Here is a 19,426-nt window from a genome sequence, read left to right as displayed (position 1 = left end):
CGCGCATTACTTATTCATTAATTATAAACTGTTAGCGTTTCACTATTAATGGCTTCACTTTCACGGAGTTAAATACCCGTTTGGCTACCTCCTGTCCGTTATTATCATCTGTCCGGTAGCGGATGCTTACCAGCCAGCGGTGCTGCCCTTTTACCATGATCAGGTTATAGAAGGAAAGTTTTACCGCATTCTTATACAGGTAGCTCCCCTGCTGCATAATGCCCTGGATCTCTGTCTGGGGTATGGGGCTGGATTCATATTGCAGTTCAGACACGCCGGGTTCCGCCTGTATGCCTTTAATGGCCAGGTTATTGGCCTCTTCCAGGTTGTTGGATACCGTTTCCTTAAAGCTGAACATATCTACCGTTATCTGCATGCCGGTTCCCTGCTGGTTGGCATAGCTTTTAGCATATTCCACCATACCGTTCAGGTCCTCGGGCAGGGCTTTATCACTTACCCGTAAATGCACCGGTGAGCTTATTTCCAGGGCCTGCCGGCCAATGGTTACTGTTTCCCAGGAGGTATACATCCAGGATTTGGCCACTTTAGGGAAGAACCAGGTAAGCACAGCTTCTTTGCCGAAATAGGTGCCTGCTACTGCTACCAGCGCAAATACCAGCCCCAAAACCAGCATTACGCCCCTGCGGCCGGCCGGCCACAGGTATTGCTGTACCCATCCCGGTTTGGGTGGAGTTTCATCTATATAAACTGCAGCTTCCTGCTGATAGGCTTCAAACTCCCCTTCCGGGTTCTTTTGTTTCCAGTCGGCAAATGTATTGGGCAGCTTCTTAGCGCAGTGTTCACAGAAAGTAAGGAATTCGGATCTGAGAGCGTTATTGTGCCCACAATGTTGGCATCGCAGGTAATACATAGGAATAAGGAAATTAAAGTTTCAGACCGCTATATTACGAAAAAAAAGCATCTGTTTGGAGCCGTTCAGCCCTTATGTGCATAAAAAAAGGACAAGGCAAATGCCTTGTCCCTTCTATACTGTTGAACAACCGTGAGTTACTCGGCTGCTTTGTCGTCAGATTTTTTTTCAGCAGCAGGAGTTGCTTCTTCAGCGCCGCCTTCTGCTTTCTTTTTACCACCACCAGCACGACGGGTTCTCTTAGCCGGTGCTTTCTCGGTAGTTTTGCCGTAGATCTCGTTAAAATCTACCAGCTCAATCAGGGCTGTTTCTGCGTTATCGCCCACACGTTTACCCAGCTTAATGATGCGGGTATAACCACCGGGACGGTTAGCAATTTTTTCACTGATCACACCGAACATTTCCTTGATAGCTTCTTTATCCTGCAGGTAGCTGAAAATGATCCTGCGGTTATGGGTGCTATCTGCTTTAGCGCGGGTCAGCAGGGGCTCTACATAAATACGCAGGGCTTTTGCTTTTGCTAAAGTGGTAGTGATACGTTTGTGGCTGATCAGCTCACAAGCCAGGTTGGATAACAGTGCCTTACGGTGAGCAGAAGTTCTGCTCAGGCGATTTAATTTTACTCCGTGACGCATGACGTTTTGTTTTTTATTCCCCTATACCGTGTCAGGAATTACAGGGTACTTATTTAAATAAAAAGGGAAAAAGCAAAAAGAAAAAACTGTAGCTTCTTCCTTTTGCTTTTTAATTTTTGCTTTACTCTTCTTCCAGTTTCAGTTTGGACAGGTCCATACCAAAGTGGAGGCCTCTTTCGTTCAGCACCTGCTCAATTTCACTCAGCGATTTCTGACCAAAGTTCCGGAACTTCATCAGCTCTTCCTGCTCGTACTGTACCAGCTCACTCAAGGAGTTGATCTTGGCAGCTTTTAAGCAGTTGAAAGCGCGAACGCTCAGGTCCAGGTCTTCCAGCGGTGTTTTCAGGATCTTACGCAGCTGCAGGGTTTGTTCGTCTACCACATCTTCTTTCTCAGTATCCTTGGTATCAAAGCTGATATTTTCATCAGTAATGATCATCAGGTGCTGGATCAGGATGCGGGATGCCTGTTTTACAGCTTCTTCCGGGTGAATGGTACCATCGGTAGCCAGTTCCATGATCAACTTCTCATAGTCGGTCTTTTGTTCCACACGGGTATTTTCGATGCTGTATTTTACATTTTTTATAGGGGTAAAGATTGAGTCAATGGCGATGTAGCCAAAAACTGCATCCTTGGGTTTATTTTCTTCTGCCGGCACATAACCACGGCCTTTACCGATGGTCAGCTCAATATCCAGCTTGGAAGAAGGGTCCAGGGTACAGATCAGTAACTCTGGGTTCATGATCTGGAAAGCACTGGTGGCTTTTTCGATCATATCAGCCCGGAACTCGGTCTTACCTTTGATGGAGATCTGGATCTTTTCGTTATTCACTTCATTTTCCACAATCTTCTTAAAACGTACCTGCTTCAGGTTCAGAATGATCTCGGTAACGTCTTCGGTAACACCTTTCAGGGTGGCAAACTCGTGGTCTGCACCTTCTATCTTTATTCCTACAATGGCATAGCCCTCCAGGGATGACAGCAGTACGCGGCGTAGCGCATTACCGATGGTCACGCCATAACCAGGTTCTAACGGCCGAAACTCGAATTGTGCTTCAAAGTCTGTTGACTTCTGCAAAACGATCTTATCAGGCTTTTGGAAATTTAGAATTGCCATTGCTATATGAAGTTTAGTAGTTTATTATTTAGAGTACAATTCCACTATCAGCTGTTCCTTAATGTTTTCAGGAACGCTCTCTCTTTCGGGATAGGCTATGAAAGTACCTCTGTTTTCTTTTTCATTCCAGTCCAGCCAGCTGAATTTGGGGTTCTTACCACGGATAACGCTGGTTAAAGCGGTATTACCGGCTGTTTTGGGTTTTAAACCAATGATATCACCGGGTTTCAGCTGGAAGGAAGGGATATTCACTACCTGGCCGTTAACGGTGATATGTTTGTGGGATACCAGCTGACGGGCAGCAGGGCGGGAAGGGGCGATGCCTAAGCGGAATACGGTATTATCCAACCGGGCTTCCAGCAATTTGATCAATACTTCACCGGTTACGCCTTTACGACGGTTTGCTTCATCAAACAGGTTAGCAAACTGACGTTCCAGCACACCATAAGTGTATTTTGCTTTTTGTTTTTCGCGCAGCTGCAGTGCATACTCGCCCAACTGTTTACGCTTACGGGTTGCACCATGCTGACCGGGAGGATTGCTGTTCTTACCTAAATACTTACCATTACCTAAAATGGGTTCGCCAAAAATCCTGGAGATCTTGGTCTTTGGTCCTGTGTACCTTGCCATGTTTTTACTTTGTTAGATTTTTTAGTTACGATGTATGATCTTTAAAAAATCTTAAACCTGATCATACACCCAATTGATTTATGCTGATCACAATATAAACTCCAAAATCCAGATTCCAGATCCCGTATATCGGAACCTGGAACCCGGAATTTGGATATTGTAATACCTATACTCTTCTTTTCTTAGGAGGACGGCAACCGTTGTGCGGTAAAGGTGTAACGTCCTTGATCATATTAACCTCAATACCGGAGTTGGAGATAGCACGGATTGCGCTTTCACGACCGGCACCAGGGCCTTTTACAAATACGTCAGCTCTTTTCAGACCGGCATCAAAGGCAGTTTTAGCAGCATCGGAAGCAGCTAACTGGGCGGCATACGGGGTGTTCTTCTTAGAACCCTTGAAGCCCATTTTACCTGCAGAAGACCAGGATATTACCTGACCGTGCTTGTTGGTAATGCTTACGATGATATTGTTAAAACTGGCAGAGATATGTACATCTCCGTAGTTGTCTACTTTAACTACCCTCTTTTTATTAGCAGCAGTTTTTGTATTGGTTGCTTTTGCCATAATAATTTATAATTCCAGATTCCAATTGCCAGGTTCCACTTACCAGGTATCTCACCATTGGAAAACGGAACTTGTTATTTGTGATGTCAAGATTATTTCTTCGGTGCCTTTTTCTTACCGGCCACTGTTTTACGCTTACCTTTGCGGGTGCGGCTGTTGGTACGGGTACGCTGACCTCTAACCGGTAAGCCTTTCCTGTGACGCAAGCCACGGTAGCAGGCGATATCCAGCAAGCGCTTGATGTTCATCTGCACTTCGGAGCGCAGCTGGCCTTCTACTTTGATCTCAGCATTGATAATGTTACGGATGGCAGCCTGCTCATCATCATTCCAATCCTTTACTTTCTTGCTAAAGTCGATCCCTGACTGGGTCAGGATGTATTGGGCGGTAGAACGGCCTATACCAAAGATATAGGTGAGGCCTATTTCTCCTCTTTTATTTTTAGGAAGATCTATACCGGCTATACGTGCCATATTGCTATTTTAAATTTAACGTTGTTGTGTTTAGAATACGATTATCCCTGACGTTGCTTAAAACGGGGATTCTTTTTGTTGATCACCAACAATTTCCCCTTTCTACGCACTATCTTGCAATCTGCACTTCTCTTCTTTATGGAAGCTCTTACCTTCATAAGTTAAAAGTTATAAGTCTAGTTATTGATATCTTATATCTGAAAATGATCCTGCTGTTTCTTTTGCCCTGCTACCCTATTCTTTATTTGTAACGGAAGATGATCCTTCCTCTCGATAAATCATATGGGCTCATTTCCACTCCTACCTTATCACCGGGCAAAATTCTTATATAGTGCATTCTCATTTTTCCAGAAATGGTAGCCAAAATCTCATGCCCATTCTCCAATTTTACACGGAACATAGCGTTTGACAAGGCTTCCAGTATAATTCCATCCTGTTTAATGAGTGCCTGTTTTGCCATAAAAATTTTTAGGACTGCAAAGATAGCATTTATCTTTTGAAATCTAAAAAAATCACGAAATTAATTGTTATTAATGCTCAATAATCAATATTTTCCGCGCATAAGCCCTCATTTTTCAACTTTCTCCTGCGCGGCTGCATTAACAGCACTTAATTATTGTTTATTTATTAGTAATTAGTATTCAATGCACTATTGGCTTTCTCTGCCTTTTCAATACCGGCAAAGCTGGATAAAAGATCGGCCTGGCCTTTCTTCACCGCTACGGTATGCTCAAAGTGTGCGGAGGGCTGCTCGTCGCGGGTAGCTACCGTCCAGCCATCATCCATATAGGCTACTTCCCGGGTGCCCATGTTAATCATAGGCTCAATGGCTATCACCAAACCTTCCTTCATCATAGGTCCGCTGCCACGCTTGCCGTAGTTGGGTACCTGCGGGTCTTCATGCAGGTGTTTGCCCAAACCATGACCTACCAGCTCCCTTACCACGCCATATCCCCGCTCCTTCTCTGCATATTCCTGGATAGCAAAGGCAATATCACCGATACGGTTGCCTACCAATGCCTTTTCAATGCCTTTATACAGGGCCGCTTTGGTAGCAGCCATCAGCTTCAATACTTCTTCCTTTACCTCGCCAATGGCAAAGGTATAGGCGCTATCGCCATGAAAACCGTTTAAGAACACGCCCACGTCTACAGATACAATATCCCCATCCTGCAGCACATAAGCATTGGGAATGCCGTGCACGACCTCTTCATTCACAGAAATGCAGCTGCTTTTGGGATAGCCACGGTAGTCCTTAAAGGACGGAATGGCGCCGTTATCGCGGATAAACTGGTCTATCAGGTCATCTACCTCCAGGGTGCTCATACCGGGCTTTAATGCGCCGGCCACTGTTTCCAGGGTAGCACTTACCAGTAATGCGCTTTTGCGCATCAGCTCTATTTCCTCTTTGCTTTTATAGTGGATCATGATATTCTCCCGGTGGTCACAATGTCACAAGGTCAAAAGGTTTCGCTCCTGCGGTATAACCCTCTGACCTTGTGCCTTTATAATCAAATAATTACCTACACGTTAGCGGGCGCTGTTCTGCCCTTGATACGGCCACCGCTCATCAGGCCATCGTAATGGCGCATCAGCAGCTGGCTTTCTATCTGCTGCAGCGTATCCAGTATTACCCCTACCATGATGAGCAGGGAGGTACCGCCAAAGAAGGAGGCAAAGTTACTGTTGATATGCAATGCAGCGGCTACACCGGGCAGTATACCTACCAGTGCCAGGAAAAAGGCGCCAGGCAGGGTAATACGGTCCATTACAGCACCAATATAATCGGCAGTAGCCTTACCGGGTTTTACACCGGGTATGAAACCATTGTTACGCTTCATTTCTTCCGCCATTTGGTTGGGGTTGAAGATCAAAGCGGTATAGAAGTAAGTGAATACAATTACCAGTACTGCGTATATCAGGTTATAATACCCGTTGGTATGGTCGCTGAATATACGGATAAAACCGGAAGCGCTTTCGCTGGAGGTAGCAAAACCTATAGCCGTTGCCGGTATAAACATAATGGCCTGTGCAAAGATGATGGGCATTACACCGGCTGCATTCACCTTCAGGGGAATGAACTGGCGCACGCCGCCATATTGCTTATTACCTACAATACGCTTGGCATAGTTAACCGGTACTTTCCGGGTACCCTGTACCAGCAATATCAGGCCGATCGTGATCAGGATGAACACTGCCAGCTCGATCAGGAACATCAGCAAACCGCCGCCGCCTTCTGTTGTTTTGGAAGTGAACTCCTGCAGCAATGCCTGCGGTAAGCGGGCCAGAATGCCCACCATGATGATGAGGGAGGTACCGTTACCAATACCTTTATCGGTGATCTTTTCGCCCAGCCACATTACAAAGAGGGTACCGGCAGTTAATACTACCGTTGTGGAGAGCCAGAAAAGGAATGCACTGTATTGAGGAATGATGGCGCCACCAGACTGGTTTTTCAGATAAGCCACATATGCACTTGCCTGGAAACCGGTTACTACTACAGTTAACAAACGGGTGTACTGGTTGATCTTCTTACGGCCGCTCTCCCCTTCTTTCTGCAGTTTCTGGAAATAGGGTACTGCGATGGTAAGCAGCTGGATGGCAATAGATGCAGAGATATAGGGCATGATCCCCAGCGCAAAAATAGATGCGCGGGAGAAAGAACCTCCTGCAAACATGTTGAAGAGCCCCAAGATACCCTGATTAGATTTCTCTGAAAACTGATGCAGGGCGTTCGCGTCAATACCGGGCAGCACAATATAGGAACCAACACGGTAAACCAGGGTAAGGAGCAACGTGGTAAGAATGCGGTTACGCAAGTCTTCTATACTCCAAATGTTCTTTATTGTTTCAATAAATTTCTTCACAGGAAGATAAAGGTTTAATAGCGCTATTAAATTCGAAAAGACGCACTACTCCGTAGGCGTCTCCTCAGTCGTAAAGTCTTATACCAGTTCTACAGACCCACCAGCTTTTTCGATCAGCTGTTTGGCTTTTTCACTGATTGCGTTCACCTTTACGGTTACTTTGGCTTTCAGTTCTCCCTGGCCTAACAGCTTCACTTTGGCGGTTTTGTTCACCAGGCCGTTAGCATACAGGTTATCAACTGTGAAATCCTGCAGACCGTATTTTTCAACCAGGTGATCCAGCTGACCTACGTTGAAGACCTTATATTCTAAAGGATCGATGCTTTTGAAACCACGTTTAGGCAAACGACGCTGAATAGGCATCTGACCACCTTCGTGACCTTTTTTGCTGGAATAACCGTTACGGGACTGATGACCTTTATTACCTTTTGTAGAAGTACCACCTTTACCGGAAGCTTCCCCACGACCCAGGCGTTTCTCTTTATGTACAGAACCTTTAGCAGGTTGCAGTGTATGCAGATTCATTCGTCAATATTTTTTTTGGCCTCATGGAACCTCGCATTGCATGCTCGGTTTCATAATAATTTTTTTTACTTACGCGGAAATTAACCGCTCGCTTAAATATAGATGTTATTTTCTAATACCAACGCAAAAGTAGTATTATTTAGTGAAGACTGAGCACAGTGGGCTTAGCCTTTCACTTCTTCTACGGTTACCAGGTGGTGTACCTTACGCACCATGCCATTGATCTGAGGGGTAGCCTCTACTTCAACGCTAGCGTGCATTTTCTTAAGGCCCAACGCCTTTAAGGTCAGTTTCTGCCTTTCAGGACGGTCTATACCACTTTTAACCTGAGTGATCTTGATCTTTGCCATAATAAGTTGAATTACTTGTCTTGGATAAGCAGGGATTATCCGTTAAATACCTTCTTCAGGGACACGCTTCTGGTTTTAGCTATCTGGATAGGCTCGCGCAGCAGGCCTAATGCTTTAAAGGTAGCTTTTACCACGTTGTGCGGATTGGCAGAACCCAGTGATTTTGCCAGCACGTCCGTAATACCAGCGCTTTCCAGCACGGCACGCATAGAACCTCCGGCAATTACACCGGTACCATGGGCAGCGGGTTTGATCAGCACTTTAGCAGCGCCTTCTTTAGCCAGCTGGTCGTGCGGAATGGTGCCTTTCATTACGGGTATCTTGATCAGATTTTTCTTAGCATCATCAATACCTTTAGTAATAGCTTCCTGCACTTCCTTGGCTTTACCCAGTCCATGACCCACCACGCCGTTCTCGTTGCCTACTACCACCAGTGCGGAGAAACTAAAAGTACGTCCGCCTTTAGTGGTTTTGGTAACACGGTTGATGGCCACCACCTTTTCCTTCAACTCCAGGTCACCGGCCTTTACTTTATTGAATGAATTCTTTGCCATTTTATTAATTGCGATTGCGAATTACGATTTCAGATTTACGATTAAGTTTAGAACTGCAGGCCACCTTCTCTTGCGCCATCTGCAACACTCTTTACACGGCCATGGTATAAATAACCACCACGGTCAAAGGTGCAGGCAGTTATACCTACAGCTTTTGCCTTTGCAGCCAGGGCAGCGCCTACCAGCTTAGACTTTTCGCTTTTGGTGCCTGTTTGCGCCTTGATGTCCTTATCGCGGGAAGAGGCAGCAGCCAGAGTGGTACCAGTGGTATCATCGATCAATTGTACGTAAATATCGCTGTTGCTGCGAAATACAGACAACCTGGGCTTTTGTGCGGTACCGCTGATCTTTTTACGGATGCGGTAACGGATCTTCTGTCTCTTAACTTCTTTAGTAATCATTGTTTTCAGTTTTTACGCCCGATGCTGCCGGGCTTTAGTATTTGCAGCGGCAGTTAGCAGCTATTGGCGATGGCCGGCTGCTAACTGCCTGCTAGTTATTTACCTGCAGACTTACCTGCTTTCTTACGAACCACTTCATTGCTGTAGCGAACACCTTTACCCTTGTAAGGCTCTGGTTTACGCAGGCTGCGAAGTTTAGCGGCTACCTGGCCTAATAACTGGTTATCAATACCTTCCAGCATAATCTTAGGGTTGGCACCTTTTTCTGTTAAGGTGGCTACCTTCAGCTCCTTGGGTACTTCGAATACAATATTGTGAGAGTAACCTAATGACAGGTCCAGTAACTGACCCTGGTTGGCGGCTTTATAACCTACACCTACCAGCTCCAGCTGCTGTTTGAAACCATCGGTTACACCTTTTACCATGTTTGCGATCAGCGCGCGGTACAAACCATGCAGGGCACGGTGACGGATCTGATCTGTAGGACGGGTTACGTTCAGCACCCCATCTTTCACTTCTACAGTAATATCCCGGTCAATGCTCCGTTTCAGCTCACCCTTCGGGCCTTTTACTGTAATTTCATTAGCCGGGGAAACAGTAACTGTTACCCCGCTGGCTAATTTGATGGGACTTTTCCCTATACGTGACATGTTATAAGTTTTATGTTTGTTATAAGTACCGGTGGTCCGTGTTCAGCCCCTTATAAAAGGCTTAATTGTCAGATACACCGCTGGTATATATTAATAAACGTAGCAAACTACTTCGCCGCCTACGTTCTGTGCTTTGGCTTCTTTATCGGTCATTACCCCTTTGGAGGTAGAGATGATAGCCACGCCCAGACCGTTCTTAATACGGCGGAAATCACCAGGTTTGGAATATTGACGCAAACCGGGACGGCTGATACGTTGTAAATCGGTAATGGCAGGTATTTTGGTCTGAGGATCGTATTTCAGAGCTATTTTGATCAGGCCCTGTTTGGTGTCTTCCTCAAATTTGTACTTCAGGATATAACCTTTGTCGTACAGTATCTCAGTGATACGCTTTTTCAGTTTGGAGGCCGGGATTTCCACGATCCTGTGGTTGGCCATTTGAGCATTCCGGATCCTGGTCAGGAAGTCTGCTATTGGATCAGTAACCATTGTTTGTAAAAAGTTAAAAGTGTTACAATGCGATATCCAGTCAGTTATAGAAAGGAAAATCAAAAAAATTTACGATCTGCGATTTCCTAAAATCTACAATCGTAAAGGGAGCTTACCAGCTTGCTTTTCTTACGCCGGGTATTTTACCAGCCAGGGCCAGGTCGCGGAACATGTTACGGCAAATGCCGAAGTGACGCATGTAACCTTTAGGACGGCCGGTGAGCTGGCACCTGTTCTTTAAACGAACGGGGGAAGCATTTTTAGGCAACAGGTCCAATGCTGCATAATCGCCTTCAGCTTTCAGGGCTGCGCGCTTTTCTGCAAACTTGGCTACCATTGCTTCTCTCTTCCTTTGCCTGGCTTTTACGGATTCTTTTGCCATTTTATAATGTAAGGTTTATAATGTCTGATTAGTCTTTTTTCATGTTCTTGAACGGCATACCTAACTCTTTCAGCAGCTCGTAAGCTTCTTCGTTGGTGTTGGCAGTCGTTACAAAGGTGATATCCATCCCGGCAATCTTGGTTACCTTATCGATATCTATTTCAGGGAAAATGATCTGCTCGGTGATACCCAGGGTATAGTTACCGCGGCCATCGAATGCTTTTTCATTTACGCCTTTAAAGTCACGTACACGGGGTAAAGATACTGCTACCAGACGGTCCAGGAAATCGTACATATTGGTTCCACGCAGGGTTACGCGGGCGCCGATAGGCATGTTCTTCCTGAGCTTAAAGTTGGAGATATCTTTTTTAGACAGGGTGGCAATAGCTTTCTGACCAGCAACACGGGTCATTTCGTCTACTGCGATGTCCACCAGTTTTTTATCGCTAACGGCACCATTGATACCCTGGTTCAGGCAAATCTTAACCAGGCGGGGTACCTGCATAACGGTTTTGTAACCGAATTTCTTCATCAAAGCAGCTTTCACCTCATCACGGTATTTCTGCTGCAGCCTGGGAATGTATGTAGTAGTTGCCATTATTTAATTACCTCCCCTGATTTTTTAGCTATACGAACTAATTTACCGTTTTCTCTCTGCCTGTTCACCCTGGTAGGTTTACCAGCCTTCGCATCCCACAACATTACGTTAGAAATGGCGATGGGGGCCTCCTGCTTTACAATACCACCTTTGGTGTTCTGTGCAGTAGGTTTGGTGTGTTTGGTGATGATGTTAACACCTTCTACCATTACGCGGGCTTTGTCTACCAGCACTTCCAGCACCTTGCGCGGCTTGGTCCGGTCCTTGTCGTCACCAGTGATCACTACCACCATGTCGCCCTTCTTAATGTTGAACTTAGGCTTGAATCTAGTTTTCATTTTTGTTTATTTATAAACGCCAAGCGAAACCTTTGTTTCGCTTGATAAATTTTGTCTCGTTTTTGTGAAACGGGCTGCAAAGATAAGTAAAAAAGTAAAAGTTAAAAATTAAAACTTTGTAACTCAATCTGCTCCTATACCCTACCCTCTGATCCTTTTTACCTTTTACTTTTTTATTTTTTACTTTTTCTTACAGCACCTCAGGAGCCAGAGAGATGATCTTCATGTATCCCTTATCGCGCAGCTCACGGGCAACCGGACCGAAAATACGGGTACCGCGGGGCTCGTCGGAGTTATTCAGCAATACAACGGCATTATCGTCAAAACGGATATAGGAACCGTCTTTCCGGCGCAGCTTGTTCTTGGTTCTTACGATCACCGCTTTGGTAACCATTCCTTTTTTCACGCCACCGGCGGGGATTGCGTCTTTCACTGTCACTACGATCTTATCGCCCACTTTCGCATAGTCCTGGCCGGAGTTGCCTAACACTCTTATACACAGCACCTCTTTGGCACCGCTGTTATCAGCTACATTCAGCCTTGATTCTTGTTGTATCATCGTACTAAGTTTTGTTTAGTCAGCGGCTACACCCGGGAACGCCGGTGTGGAGCTTGAAACAAGTAATAAATTATTTTACCTTTTCGATTACTTCTACCAGTCTCCAGCACTTGTTCTTGCTCAGCGGGCGGGATTCCATTATTCTAACGGTATCGCCGATGCTGCACTCGTTCTTTTCGTCGTGCGCCATGAACTTGGTAGTTTTTTTCACGAACTTACCATAGATCGGGTGCTTCACTTTACGTTCCACGCTAACGGTGATGGTTTTATCCATTTTGTTGCTGGATACCACGCCGGTCCTGGTTTTTCTTAAATTTCTTATTTCGGTCATTGTTGAAAGTATTTTTTCCCTTCAAACCATTCCGTTGTTGCGGAAGGGTTTATAAATGTTGTATGCTTTTACGGGGTGGCCTGCCGGCTGCCCGTTTGAACTTAAAAGCCCAGCTCTCTTTTATGCAGTTCAGTTTTCATCCGGGCGATCTCCCTTCTCAAAGAGCGGATGCTCATTGGATTTTCGATCGGCGTGATGGCATGACTAAACGTAATCTTCTTCAAGCGCAGTTGCTCCTCAGTGATCTTTTCTTTCAGATCCTGCTGACTCAGGCTTTTCAGATCCAGCTTTTCTTTTGCTGCCATTGCTGTAATTTTTATTTTACTGATTTACTTGTAATTGATAGCTCGATCTTCACTTACGCAACGTAATCGTGGCGCACAACAAACTTCACTTTAATAGGCAGTTTCTGTGCAGCCAGCTCCATTGCTTCCTTGGCTACCTGTAAGGAAACGCCGTCTGCTTCGAACAGGATACGGCCTGGTTTTACCACAGCCGCCCAGTGATCAGGAGCACCTTTACCTTTACCCATCCTCACTTCCAGCGGTTTGGCAGTAATGGATTTGTCAGGGAAAATACGGATCCACACGTTACCTTCACGTTTCATATGCCTTGTTAAGGCCACACGTGCAGCTTCTATCTGCCGGTCAGTGATCCATTTCGGTTCTAATGCTTTAAGTCCGAACGTACCAAAGGAAAGCTCAGCACCACGCTTGGCATTACCTTTAATGCGGCCTTTGTGCATTTTCCTGTGTTTCGTTCTCTTGGGCTGTAACATTGTTATATGTTATTAATTGTTAATCGAAAATTGTTTATGCCACTTATCTGCGACCACCGCCGCCACCACGGTTGTCTCTTCCACCACCGCCGCCGCGGTTATCTCTTCCGCCGCCACCACGGTTGCCATGATCCCTTCTTTCACCACCATGTTCGCCGCCACGGTGCTCACCACCACGGCCACCGGTACGTCCTTCACCTTCTTTGCCGGTAAGTACGTTGGGATTCAGATCGCGTGTGCCCAGTACTTCACCTTTACAGATCCATACCTTGATGCCTATTTTACCGTAAACGGTTAAGGCAAACAGGGAAGCATAATCAATATCCATACGGAAAGTATGCAAAGGCGTACGGCCTTGTTTGATCTCTTCTGAACGGGCTATTTCCGCACCGCCCAAACGGCCGCTCACTTTCACCTTAATACCTTCTGCACCCATTCTTAAAGCAGTTGCAATGGCCATTTTGATTGCGCGCTTGTAGTTGATGCGGCTTTCAATTTGTTTGGCAATTGTTTCGGCAACGATATTGGCATCTACTTCCGGACGGCGGATCTCCAGAATATTGATCTGTACATCCTCCTTGCCGGTCAGTTTCTTCAGCTCTTCTTTAATGCGGTCTACTTCGCCACCACCTTTACCTATGATGATACCAGGTTTGGAAGTGTGGATGGTGATGATCAGCTTACCCAGTGTTCTTTCGATCACTACGCGTGAAATGCCGCCTTTGTTGATACGTGCATTCAGGTAAGTCCTGATCTTGTTATCTTCGATCAGCTTGGTAGCGTAATCTTTTTTGCTACCATACCAATTAGAGTCCCATCCTCTGATGATACCTAACCTGTTACCAATAGGATTTGTTTTCTGACCCATGTTCCTGGTTTATTTATCTAATTAGTTGAATAGTTTATTTCTTTACTGTTTCGTTACGGCTGTCCACTACGAGGGTAACGTGGTTACTTCTCTTACGTACACGGTAACCTCTACCTTGCGGTGCAGGGCGCATTCTTTTCAGGATACGGCCGCCATCCACGAAAATAGTTTTTACAACCAGGTTCGCATCTTCTACACGATTGCCTTCGTTCTTCACTTTCCAGTTAGCAATGGCAGATACCAGCAGTTTCTCCAAGGGTACGCTGGGATGCTTTGGATGGAATTTCAAAATATTCAAAGCCTTCTCCACATCCAGACCGCGGATCAGATCCGCCAGCAAACGCATTTTGCGGGTTGAGGTGGGATTGTTATTCAGCTTAGCTACTGCTTCCATTGTTAATTATTTGATATTTGATATTTGAAGCCTGAAGTACGAAGTAGGACTGAGGAAATATGATGCGGGACGCTTACCTCATACTTCTTACTTCATACATCAATATGTTTACATTTTCTTATTAGCGTGTCCTTTGAAGTTGCGGGTTGGCGCAAATTCACCCAGTTTATGGCCTACCATAAACTCTGTTACATATACAGGGATGAATTTGTTACCATTGTGTACCGCAAACGTATGGCCCACAAAGTCAGGAGTGATGGTTGAACGGCGGCTCCATGTTTTGATCACGGTTTTCTTTGCGCCTTCATTCATCTTCTCCACTTTCAGCTCTAATTTTTGGTCTACGTAAGGACCTTTTTTAATGGAACGACCCATATCTGTGTCTGTTTATTTAGATTCCAATTTCCACTTTATAAGTTCCGCTGCGGTGATCCCTTAGCGGAACTTATGCGGTGGGATGTTATTTATAATTTCTTACCGTTCTTCCTGGTAACGATCAGCTTATCAGAGCTCTTATGCGGTTTCCTGGTTTTCAGGCCTTTTGCATATTTACCAGTTCTGGACCTGGGGTGACCACCGGAAGCTTTACCTTCACCACCACCCATCGGGTGATCTACGGGGTTCATTGCCACACCACGGTTGCGGGGGCGAATGCCTCTCCAACGGTTGGCACCAGCCTTACCGATAGATTGCAGCGCGTGGTCAGAGTTAGAAACGGTACCTACGGTTGCCATGCAAGTGATCAACACTTTGCGCAGCTCACCGGAAGGCATTTTCAGGGAAGCGTATTTTTCTTCCTTGGCGTTCAGCTGGGCGTAGGTGCCTGCACTGCGTGCAATAGCGCCACCCCTGCCAGGCTGCAGCTCAATGTTGTGAACTACAGTACCCAGCGGCATATTTTTCAGCAGCAGGGCGTTACCTACTTCCGGAGCTACTTCAGGGCCGCTAATAACGGTAGCGCCTACCTGCAGGCCCTGGGGAGCCAGGATGTAACGTTTTTCGCCATCTGCATAGCTCAGTAATGCGATGAATGCGCTACGGTTAGGATCGTATTCGATGGTCTTAACGGTAGCGGGTATGTTCTGTTTGTTGCGTTTGAAATCTATAACGCGGTAGTGTTGTTTGTGGCCACCACCTATGTAGCGCATAGACCTTCTACCCTGCACGTTCCGGCCGCCTGTTTTCTTGGCAGGCTCCAGGAGGCTTTTTTCCGGGGTATCGCTGGTCAGCTCAGCATATGCATTGCCTATTTTCCAACGGGTACCGGCTGTGATCGGTTTGTACTTCTTAAGTGCCATTGCTAGTTCTTATTGCTAGTTATTGTTTATAATGTGATCTGTATATACAACCATTCCCGACCTGAGGCCGGGAGGGCACTATATGTTAGCATACAGATCTATCGTTTCTCCGTCGGCCAGCGTAACGATGGCTTTTTTGTAAGAGGGCTTTTTACCTGCAATGAAACCTGCCTTGGTAAAGCGGAATTTGCTTTTACCGGGCATCACGGCAGTATTTACCTCTGCTACGGCCACGCCGTAAAAATCTTCCACTGCTTTTTTAATCTCCAGCTTGTTGGCTTTTTTGTCAACAATGAAGTAGTAGCGGTTGAATTTCTCAGTGGCTTTATTCACCTTTTCTGTTACCACCGGTTTGATTAAAACGTCTGAAAGTTTCATCTTTATTATAGCTTTTAGCTTTTAGCTTTTAGCCTTTAGCTTGTTATTTTATTAGGCTTCAGCCGGTTCTTCGGTGAAGATTTTTACAGCGCTTTCTGTGAACACCAGGTAGTTGCTGTTTACGATATCATAAGTATTGATATCGGCCAGTACTACGCCGTCAACGCTGGGAATGTTCCTTAAAGACAGGTATACATTATCGTTATACTCCGGCATTACTACCAGGGTTTTACGGCCTTCTACATTAATGTTCAGGCTTTTTAAGATACCTAAGAATTGTTTGGTCTTGGGAGCTTCCAGGTTCACATCTTCCAGGATGATGATGCTGTTTTCTTTAGCTTTTGTAGACAGGGCGGAGATCTTAGCCAGATCTTTCACTTTTCTGTTCAGCTTAAAGTCATAACCATGAGGTTTGGGACCAAAGATGGTACCACCACCTTTATATAACGGGTTACGGATGTTACCTTTACGGGAACCGCCGGTACCTTTTTGTTTGTGCAGTTTACGGGAAGCACCTTTTACTTCAGCCCTGGTTTTTACCTTGTGTGTACCCTGACGCTGAGCGGCCAGGTATTGTTTTACAGCCAGGTAAATTACGTGGTTGTTAGGTTCCACACCAAAGATCTCTTCAGGAAGTTCAACAGTTCTTCCGGTTTTCTTACCTTCTATATTTAAAATATCGAGTTGCATATTACTTCTGGATTAAAACGATTGAACCATTGTGGCCGGGAACGGAACCACTTACCAGGATATAATTCTTATCAGGAAATATCTTCAGAATTTTCAGGCCTTTCACTTTCACTGTTTCGTTGCCGGTTTGGCCTGCCATACGCATACCTTTAAAAACGCGGGAAGGATAAGAAGAACCACCGATGGAACCGGGAGCCCTGCTTCTGTCGTGCTGGCCGTGTGATTGTTCACCCACACCGCTAAAGCCGTGGCGTTTAACTACGCCCTGGAAGCCTTTACCTTTGGAGGTGCCTACGATATCTACCTTTTCACCTTCTGCGAAAATCTCGCAGGTGATGGTATCACCCAGGGCTTTTTCTACAGTAGGGTTACGGAATTCTTTTACAAAACGTTTGGGAGAGGTGCTTGCTTTCGCGAAGTGATTTGTTTCTGCTTTGGTAGCGTGCTTTTCTTTTTTGTCGCTGAATGCTACCTGAATGGCGGTGTACCCATCAGTGTCTGGTGATTTCACCTGAGTAACCACGTTCGGACCGGCTTCGATAATGGTACAAGCAGTTTGCTTGCCATTAGCTTCGAAGATGCTGGTCATGCCGATCTTTTTACCAATAATACCTTTCATTTATTTATACATTTTTACCCAGCGCCTGGGGGTGTTCTAGCTTTCCCCAGGATGGGCGGTTTATATACATTTATTGGGCGGCCACCCAGAAGGCGTGACCTGTATTTAAGTGTTTTATTGCCGGGACAGGTGTGCATAAACCGCCATACGGTTGTATGACCATTTCACCTTTTTGCCCGTTGTATCAATCTAAGCAGGAGGGCCTTTTGCCGCCTTGCCGATGTCCTACGCTTTAATTTCCACTTCTACACCAGAGGGCAGATCCAACTTGCTCAGGGCATCTACCGTCCTGGAAGAGGAGGTATAGATATCCAGCAAGCGCTTGTGCGTACACAGCTGGAATTGCTCCCTTGCTTTCTTGTTAACGTGCGGAGAACGCAGTACTGTAAAGATTTTCTTTTCAGTAGGTAACGGAATTGGACCAGTTACCACAGCGCCCGTGTTACGCACGGTTTTTACGATCTTCTCAGCAGATTTGTCTACCAGGTTATGATCGTAGGACTTCAGCTTGATTCTTATTCTCTGAGACATATGCAATGAACTACTTCTTTTTTACCCGTACAATTTGGGAGGGCAAAGGTAATTTGTTTTTTATCAAATGACAAATTATTCCGGAAAAAAAACCATACAAAATTAAGGTCATCCCTCAATACCGGCAAGGCCGGGGCCGGGCAAAGCCTCCTCAAAGCACGCAAAATCAATGAAATGAGTGGGTAAGATCAGCCAGGTGGCCCACCCAGTAAGGTTTGGGACAGATCGCTAAAAAAAAGGACCATTGATGAATCCAGGGATCCTTTTCATTGGAAGGCCTACACTATTGGTTGGTTTCAGGCTGATCTCTGGTTCCTGTAAAACCCCGTACGATGAATTTATTGCTATTCCCCCCTTTTAAGCTCAGTAAAAGAATACCAGCTCCTAAAAATAAAAACTCCGGGCGGCCTGCCCGGAGATGGAAAATAGCTGAAGAGAGCTTTGTTACAGCGTTCCCACCAGTGTGTTCAAAAAGTCCCACAGGGCTTTCAGCAGGTCGCCAAGAAAGTTGTTCATATGCATGATCTCTAATTGTTTCCGCCTACTCTATTATTGGTTTTCGGCAATCCCAGCTGCAAGCCAGTGATTAGCGTTGCATTGGGCCGAAATTACTACAATCCATAGCAGTAATCTTATTCAGTACATTCATTATCAATCTGATATAGCAACATATTCATTTCACTGAAAAGAGTAAGCAGGCGGGTTGTTCAGATGCCCTTTTTAAAGGAAAAGGTCTTTGTTTCGTCAGCAGGACGAAGCAAAGACCTAAGAATATTTTGTTTATACAGGTGTGAGATTATTTACCTCTTTCTTCCCGTATTAGCTCACGTGCTTTGGCAGTAGGCAGGTATACCTGGAAACCTACCGCCAGGTTTAAGCGGTTGGAAGTAGTAGCGCTTCCAAAACCTACTGTAAGGTTATACTTCAGCAATGCTTCCAGCGATACGTTAGGCGTAATAAAATAAGCAATACCCGGGCCTACACCTAAATCCAGGCCATTAGTGCTGCCACCGCCGCCTGAATAGTTACGGCCGCCAAAACCGGCGTTCGCTTCCACGAAAAAGCGGCTTCTCTTGGAGAACTCCATTTTCCGCACTTTCTGGTCTTCAAGAAAGTAACGGCCCAGCGCACCTATACCATAAGTAGTTTTGGTACCCTGGTCTTTGGCGGTTGAAAGGCCGAAATTAACATAACCTCCCAATGCCAGCCCATCTTTAATAAAATACGCCACTTTAGGGGTAAGGCTCATATCAAAGGCAGTACCGCTTCCACCTCCCAGGAATTCCAGGTTAAAGCTGGAAATGTCACCACCAACCATCATATTGCCTTGTTGGGTTTGCGCTACAGCAATGGAGCTACAGAATACTGCCGCAGCGGCCAATGTCAATTTAAAGATCCTCTTCATGTCCGGAGTTTTTGTTTTGGTTAATAATACTTGCCATCAAAAAGAACTATAGGAATGCGGTGTTAACTACCGCTAATACACATGAACAACATAGTATAGAGAAAATGGGGACCGGGCAAGGAATAAT

The 19,426-nt window shown here is 45.6% G+C and carries 32 protein-coding genes; all 32 read right to left on the bottom strand.

Annotation, left to right across the window (positions count from 1 at the left end):
- Positions 1–31 precede the first annotated feature (31 nt).
- The gene (locus BMZ54_RS24595; RefSeq protein WP_089918431.1) at positions 32–871 is read right to left on the bottom strand and encodes a hypothetical protein; all 840 of its coding nucleotides are present in this window, start codon (positions 869–871) and stop codon (positions 32–34) included.
- Positions 872–1,008: 137 nt separating this feature from the next.
- Positions 1,009–1,506 (bottom strand): 50S ribosomal protein L17, encoded by a 498-nt coding sequence (rplQ, locus tag BMZ54_RS24590; protein ID WP_089918429.1) that lies wholly within the window; start codon positions 1,504–1,506, stop codon positions 1,009–1,011.
- 121 nt (positions 1,507–1,627) lie between these two features.
- Positions 1,628–2,623 (bottom strand): DNA-directed RNA polymerase subunit alpha, encoded by a 996-nt coding sequence (locus BMZ54_RS24585; RefSeq protein WP_089918427.1) that lies wholly within the window; start codon positions 2,621–2,623, stop codon positions 1,628–1,630.
- Positions 2,624–2,647: 24 nt separating this feature from the next.
- Positions 2,648–3,253 carry a 30S ribosomal protein S4 gene (gene rpsD / locus BMZ54_RS24580; RefSeq protein ID WP_089918425.1) on the bottom strand — a complete coding sequence of 202 codons (606 nt, stop codon included), beginning with the start codon at positions 3,251–3,253 and terminating at the stop codon, positions 2,648–2,650.
- 166 nt (positions 3,254–3,419) lie between these two features.
- Entirely contained in the window at positions 3,420–3,821 is a 402-nt protein-coding gene (rpsK, locus tag BMZ54_RS24575; protein ID WP_089918424.1) for a 30S ribosomal protein S11, read from the bottom strand.
- Positions 3,822–3,913: 92 nt separating this feature from the next.
- On the bottom strand, positions 3,914–4,294 hold the full coding sequence (rpsM, locus tag BMZ54_RS24570) for a 30S ribosomal protein S13 (RefSeq protein ID WP_089918422.1): 381 nt from the start codon (positions 4,292–4,294) through the stop codon (positions 3,914–3,916).
- Positions 4,295–4,335: 41 nt separating this feature from the next.
- Positions 4,336–4,452, bottom strand: coding sequence for a 50S ribosomal protein L36 (gene rpmJ / locus BMZ54_RS24565; RefSeq protein ID WP_072360626.1), 117 nt, complete (start codon positions 4,450–4,452; stop codon positions 4,336–4,338).
- An 83-nt stretch (positions 4,453–4,535) separates the two neighbouring features.
- Positions 4,536–4,754 (bottom strand): translation initiation factor IF-1, encoded by a 219-nt coding sequence (gene infA, locus BMZ54_RS24560; RefSeq protein WP_012789309.1) that lies wholly within the window; start codon positions 4,752–4,754, stop codon positions 4,536–4,538.
- Positions 4,755–4,921: 167 nt separating this feature from the next.
- A complete protein-coding gene (gene map / locus BMZ54_RS24555) occupies positions 4,922–5,722 on the bottom strand; it encodes a type I methionyl aminopeptidase (RefSeq protein WP_089918420.1) in 801 nt (266 codons plus the stop codon).
- A gap of 95 nt (positions 5,723–5,817) precedes the next feature.
- Positions 5,818–7,161 (bottom strand): preprotein translocase subunit SecY, encoded by a 1,344-nt coding sequence (gene secY, locus BMZ54_RS24550; protein WP_089918418.1) that lies wholly within the window; start codon positions 7,159–7,161, stop codon positions 5,818–5,820.
- Between the two features lie 78 nt (positions 7,162–7,239).
- Positions 7,240–7,686: a 50S ribosomal protein L15 gene (gene rplO, locus BMZ54_RS24545; protein WP_089918416.1), complete on the bottom strand. Its 447-nt coding sequence runs from the start codon at positions 7,684–7,686 to the stop codon at positions 7,240–7,242.
- 164 nt (positions 7,687–7,850) lie between these two features.
- Complete coding sequence (gene rpmD, locus BMZ54_RS24540) at positions 7,851–8,036, bottom strand: 50S ribosomal protein L30 (protein WP_238386680.1); 186 nt, start codon at positions 8,034–8,036, stop codon at positions 7,851–7,853.
- A 35-nt stretch (positions 8,037–8,071) separates the two neighbouring features.
- The gene (rpsE, locus tag BMZ54_RS24535) at positions 8,072–8,590 is read right to left on the bottom strand and encodes a 30S ribosomal protein S5 (RefSeq protein WP_089918412.1); all 519 of its coding nucleotides are present in this window, start codon (positions 8,588–8,590) and stop codon (positions 8,072–8,074) included.
- Between the two features lie 47 nt (positions 8,591–8,637).
- The gene (gene rplR, locus BMZ54_RS24530; RefSeq protein ID WP_089918410.1) at positions 8,638–8,991 is read right to left on the bottom strand and encodes a 50S ribosomal protein L18; all 354 of its coding nucleotides are present in this window, start codon (positions 8,989–8,991) and stop codon (positions 8,638–8,640) included.
- A gap of 95 nt (positions 8,992–9,086) precedes the next feature.
- On the bottom strand, positions 9,087–9,641 hold the full coding sequence (gene rplF, locus BMZ54_RS24525) for a 50S ribosomal protein L6 (RefSeq protein WP_089918408.1): 555 nt from the start codon (positions 9,639–9,641) through the stop codon (positions 9,087–9,089).
- A 90-nt stretch (positions 9,642–9,731) separates the two neighbouring features.
- Positions 9,732–10,130, bottom strand: a complete 399-nt coding sequence (rpsH, locus tag BMZ54_RS24520; protein ID WP_089918406.1) for a 30S ribosomal protein S8 — start codon at positions 10,128–10,130, stop codon at positions 9,732–9,734.
- A 112-nt stretch (positions 10,131–10,242) separates the two neighbouring features.
- Positions 10,243–10,512 carry a 30S ribosomal protein S14 gene (gene rpsN, locus BMZ54_RS24515; RefSeq protein WP_089918404.1) on the bottom strand — a complete coding sequence of 90 codons (270 nt, stop codon included), beginning with the start codon at positions 10,510–10,512 and terminating at the stop codon, positions 10,243–10,245.
- A 28-nt stretch (positions 10,513–10,540) separates the two neighbouring features.
- Positions 10,541–11,110, bottom strand: a complete 570-nt coding sequence (gene rplE, locus BMZ54_RS24510; protein ID WP_089918402.1) for a 50S ribosomal protein L5 — start codon at positions 11,108–11,110, stop codon at positions 10,541–10,543.
- Positions 11,110–11,448: a 50S ribosomal protein L24 gene (rplX, locus tag BMZ54_RS24505; protein ID WP_089918400.1), complete on the bottom strand. Its 339-nt coding sequence runs from the start codon at positions 11,446–11,448 to the stop codon at positions 11,110–11,112. The genes rplE and rplX overlap by 1 nt, the downstream gene beginning before the upstream one ends.
- A 190-nt stretch (positions 11,449–11,638) precedes the next feature.
- A complete protein-coding gene (rplN, locus tag BMZ54_RS24500) occupies positions 11,639–12,007 on the bottom strand; it encodes a 50S ribosomal protein L14 (RefSeq protein WP_089918397.1) in 369 nt (122 codons plus the stop codon).
- A gap of 70 nt (positions 12,008–12,077) precedes the next feature.
- Complete coding sequence (rpsQ, locus tag BMZ54_RS24495) at positions 12,078–12,338, bottom strand: 30S ribosomal protein S17 (protein WP_089918395.1); 261 nt, start codon at positions 12,336–12,338, stop codon at positions 12,078–12,080.
- A gap of 101 nt (positions 12,339–12,439) precedes the next feature.
- Positions 12,440–12,643 carry a 50S ribosomal protein L29 gene (gene rpmC / locus BMZ54_RS24490; RefSeq protein ID WP_089918393.1) on the bottom strand — a complete coding sequence of 68 codons (204 nt, stop codon included), beginning with the start codon at positions 12,641–12,643 and terminating at the stop codon, positions 12,440–12,442.
- A gap of 53 nt (positions 12,644–12,696) precedes the next feature.
- Entirely contained in the window at positions 12,697–13,116 is a 420-nt protein-coding gene (rplP, locus tag BMZ54_RS24485; RefSeq protein ID WP_089918391.1) for a 50S ribosomal protein L16, read from the bottom strand.
- A 43-nt stretch (positions 13,117–13,159) separates the two neighbouring features.
- Entirely contained in the window at positions 13,160–13,984 is an 825-nt protein-coding gene (gene rpsC / locus BMZ54_RS24480; protein WP_089918389.1) for a 30S ribosomal protein S3, read from the bottom strand.
- A gap of 34 nt (positions 13,985–14,018) precedes the next feature.
- On the bottom strand, positions 14,019–14,378 hold the full coding sequence (gene rplV, locus BMZ54_RS24475) for a 50S ribosomal protein L22 (protein ID WP_089918386.1): 360 nt from the start codon (positions 14,376–14,378) through the stop codon (positions 14,019–14,021).
- A 108-nt stretch (positions 14,379–14,486) separates the two neighbouring features.
- Complete coding sequence (gene rpsS / locus BMZ54_RS24470; protein WP_089918384.1) at positions 14,487–14,753, bottom strand: 30S ribosomal protein S19; 267 nt, start codon at positions 14,751–14,753, stop codon at positions 14,487–14,489.
- A gap of 89 nt (positions 14,754–14,842) precedes the next feature.
- Positions 14,843–15,676 carry a 50S ribosomal protein L2 gene (rplB, locus tag BMZ54_RS24465; protein ID WP_089918382.1) on the bottom strand — a complete coding sequence of 278 codons (834 nt, stop codon included), beginning with the start codon at positions 15,674–15,676 and terminating at the stop codon, positions 14,843–14,845.
- Positions 15,677–15,754: 78 nt separating this feature from the next.
- Positions 15,755–16,054: a 50S ribosomal protein L23 gene (rplW, locus tag BMZ54_RS24460; protein WP_089918380.1), complete on the bottom strand. Its 300-nt coding sequence runs from the start codon at positions 16,052–16,054 to the stop codon at positions 15,755–15,757.
- 51 nt (positions 16,055–16,105) lie between these two features.
- Positions 16,106–16,744: a 50S ribosomal protein L4 gene (gene rplD, locus BMZ54_RS24455; RefSeq protein ID WP_089918379.1), complete on the bottom strand. Its 639-nt coding sequence runs from the start codon at positions 16,742–16,744 to the stop codon at positions 16,106–16,108.
- A gap of 1 nt (position 16,745) precedes the next feature.
- Entirely contained in the window at positions 16,746–17,363 is a 618-nt protein-coding gene (rplC, locus tag BMZ54_RS24450) for a 50S ribosomal protein L3 (RefSeq protein ID WP_089918377.1), read from the bottom strand.
- Between the two features lie 225 nt (positions 17,364–17,588).
- Complete coding sequence (rpsJ, locus tag BMZ54_RS24445) at positions 17,589–17,894, bottom strand: 30S ribosomal protein S10 (RefSeq protein WP_012789286.1); 306 nt, start codon at positions 17,892–17,894, stop codon at positions 17,589–17,591.
- Positions 17,895–18,690: 796 nt separating this feature from the next.
- A complete protein-coding gene (locus tag BMZ54_RS24440; protein WP_089918375.1) occupies positions 18,691–19,299 on the bottom strand; it encodes an outer membrane beta-barrel protein in 609 nt (202 codons plus the stop codon).
- Positions 19,300–19,426 lie beyond the last annotated feature (127 nt).

The sequence above is a fragment of the Chitinophaga rupis genome (assembly GCF_900109685.1).
Taxonomy (GTDB): domain Bacteria; phylum Bacteroidota; class Bacteroidia; order Chitinophagales; family Chitinophagaceae; genus Chitinophaga; species Chitinophaga rupis.
Note: the sequence above shows the minus strand (reverse complement) of the source record. Positions and strands in the feature narration are given on the sequence as shown.

What these genes read in the sequence shown, in the direction of transcription:
- map (WP_089918420.1), bottom strand. Translation starts at nt 5,722, where the DNA reads ATGATCCACTATAAAAGCAAAGAGGAAATAGAGCTGATGCGCAAAAGC.
- rplW (WP_089918380.1), bottom strand. Translation starts at nt 16,054, where the DNA reads ATGAAACTTTCAGACGTTTTAATCAAACCGGTGGTAACAGAAAAGGTG.
- rplE (WP_089918402.1), bottom strand. Translation starts at nt 11,110, where the DNA reads ATGGCAACTACTACATACATTCCCAGGCTGCAGCAGAAATACCGTGAT.
- BMZ54_RS24585 (WP_089918427.1), bottom strand. Translation starts at nt 2,623, where the DNA reads ATGGCAATTCTAAATTTCCAAAAGCCTGATAAGATCGTTTTGCAGAAG.
- rplX (WP_089918400.1), bottom strand. Translation starts at nt 11,448, where the DNA reads ATGAAAACTAGATTCAAGCCTAAGTTCAACATTAAGAAGGGCGACATG.
- rpsM (WP_089918422.1), bottom strand. Translation starts at nt 4,294, where the DNA reads ATGGCACGTATAGCCGGTATAGATCTTCCTAAAAATAAAAGAGGAGAA.
- rpmD (WP_238386680.1), bottom strand. Translation starts at nt 8,036, where the DNA reads ATGGCAAAGATCAAGATCACTCAGGTTAAAAGTGGTATAGACCGTCCT.
- rpsC (WP_089918389.1), bottom strand. Translation starts at nt 13,984, where the DNA reads ATGGGTCAGAAAACAAATCCTATTGGTAACAGGTTAGGTATCATCAGA.
- rplP (WP_089918391.1), bottom strand. Translation starts at nt 13,116, where the DNA reads ATGTTACAGCCCAAGAGAACGAAACACAGGAAAATGCACAAAGGCCGC.
- rplO (WP_089918416.1), bottom strand. Translation starts at nt 7,686, where the DNA reads ATGAATCTGCATACACTGCAACCTGCTAAAGGTTCTGTACATAAAGAG.
- rpmC (WP_089918393.1), bottom strand. Translation starts at nt 12,643, where the DNA reads ATGGCAGCAAAAGAAAAGCTGGATCTGAAAAGCCTGAGTCAGCAGGAT.
- rpsD (WP_089918425.1), bottom strand. Translation starts at nt 3,253, where the DNA reads ATGGCAAGGTACACAGGACCAAAGACCAAGATCTCCAGGATTTTTGGC.
- rpsE (WP_089918412.1), bottom strand. Translation starts at nt 8,590, where the DNA reads ATGGCAAAGAATTCATTCAATAAAGTAAAGGCCGGTGACCTGGAGTTG.
- rpsJ (WP_012789286.1), bottom strand. Translation starts at nt 17,894, where the DNA reads ATGTCTCAGAGAATAAGAATCAAGCTGAAGTCCTACGATCATAACCTG.
- BMZ54_RS24440 (WP_089918375.1), bottom strand. Translation starts at nt 19,299, where the DNA reads ATGAAGAGGATCTTTAAATTGACATTGGCCGCTGCGGCAGTATTCTGT.
- rplF (WP_089918408.1), bottom strand. Translation starts at nt 9,641, where the DNA reads ATGTCACGTATAGGGAAAAGTCCCATCAAATTAGCCAGCGGGGTAACA.
- rpsS (WP_089918384.1), bottom strand. Translation starts at nt 14,753, where the DNA reads ATGGGTCGTTCCATTAAAAAAGGTCCTTACGTAGACCAAAAATTAGAG.
- rpsN (WP_089918404.1), bottom strand. Translation starts at nt 10,512, where the DNA reads ATGGCAAAAGAATCCGTAAAAGCCAGGCAAAGGAAGAGAGAAGCAATG.
- infA (WP_012789309.1), bottom strand. Translation starts at nt 4,754, where the DNA reads ATGGCAAAACAGGCACTCATTAAACAGGATGGAATTATACTGGAAGCC.
- rplC (WP_089918377.1), bottom strand. Translation starts at nt 17,363, where the DNA reads ATGAAAGGTATTATTGGTAAAAAGATCGGCATGACCAGCATCTTCGAA.
- rpmJ (WP_072360626.1), bottom strand. Translation starts at nt 4,452, where the DNA reads ATGAAGGTAAGAGCTTCCATAAAGAAGAGAAGTGCAGATTGCAAGATA.
- BMZ54_RS24595 (WP_089918431.1), bottom strand. Translation starts at nt 871, where the DNA reads ATGTATTACCTGCGATGCCAACATTGTGGGCACAATAACGCTCTCAGA.
- rpsH (WP_089918406.1), bottom strand. Translation starts at nt 10,130, where the DNA reads ATGGTTACTGATCCAATAGCAGACTTCCTGACCAGGATCCGGAATGCT.
- rplN (WP_089918397.1), bottom strand. Translation starts at nt 12,007, where the DNA reads ATGATACAACAAGAATCAAGGCTGAATGTAGCTGATAACAGCGGTGCC.
- rplD (WP_089918379.1), bottom strand. Translation starts at nt 16,744, where the DNA reads ATGCAACTCGATATTTTAAATATAGAAGGTAAGAAAACCGGAAGAACT.
- rplQ (WP_089918429.1), bottom strand. Translation starts at nt 1,506, where the DNA reads ATGCGTCACGGAGTAAAATTAAATCGCCTGAGCAGAACTTCTGCTCAC.
- rplB (WP_089918382.1), bottom strand. Translation starts at nt 15,676, where the DNA reads ATGGCACTTAAGAAGTACAAACCGATCACAGCCGGTACCCGTTGGAAA.
- rplR (WP_089918410.1), bottom strand. Translation starts at nt 8,991, where the DNA reads ATGATTACTAAAGAAGTTAAGAGACAGAAGATCCGTTACCGCATCCGT.
- rpsK (WP_089918424.1), bottom strand. Translation starts at nt 3,821, where the DNA reads ATGGCAAAAGCAACCAATACAAAAACTGCTGCTAATAAAAAGAGGGTA.
- rplV (WP_089918386.1), bottom strand. Translation starts at nt 14,378, where the DNA reads ATGGAAGCAGTAGCTAAGCTGAATAACAATCCCACCTCAACCCGCAAA.
- rpsQ (WP_089918395.1), bottom strand. Translation starts at nt 12,338, where the DNA reads ATGACCGAAATAAGAAATTTAAGAAAAACCAGGACCGGCGTGGTATCC.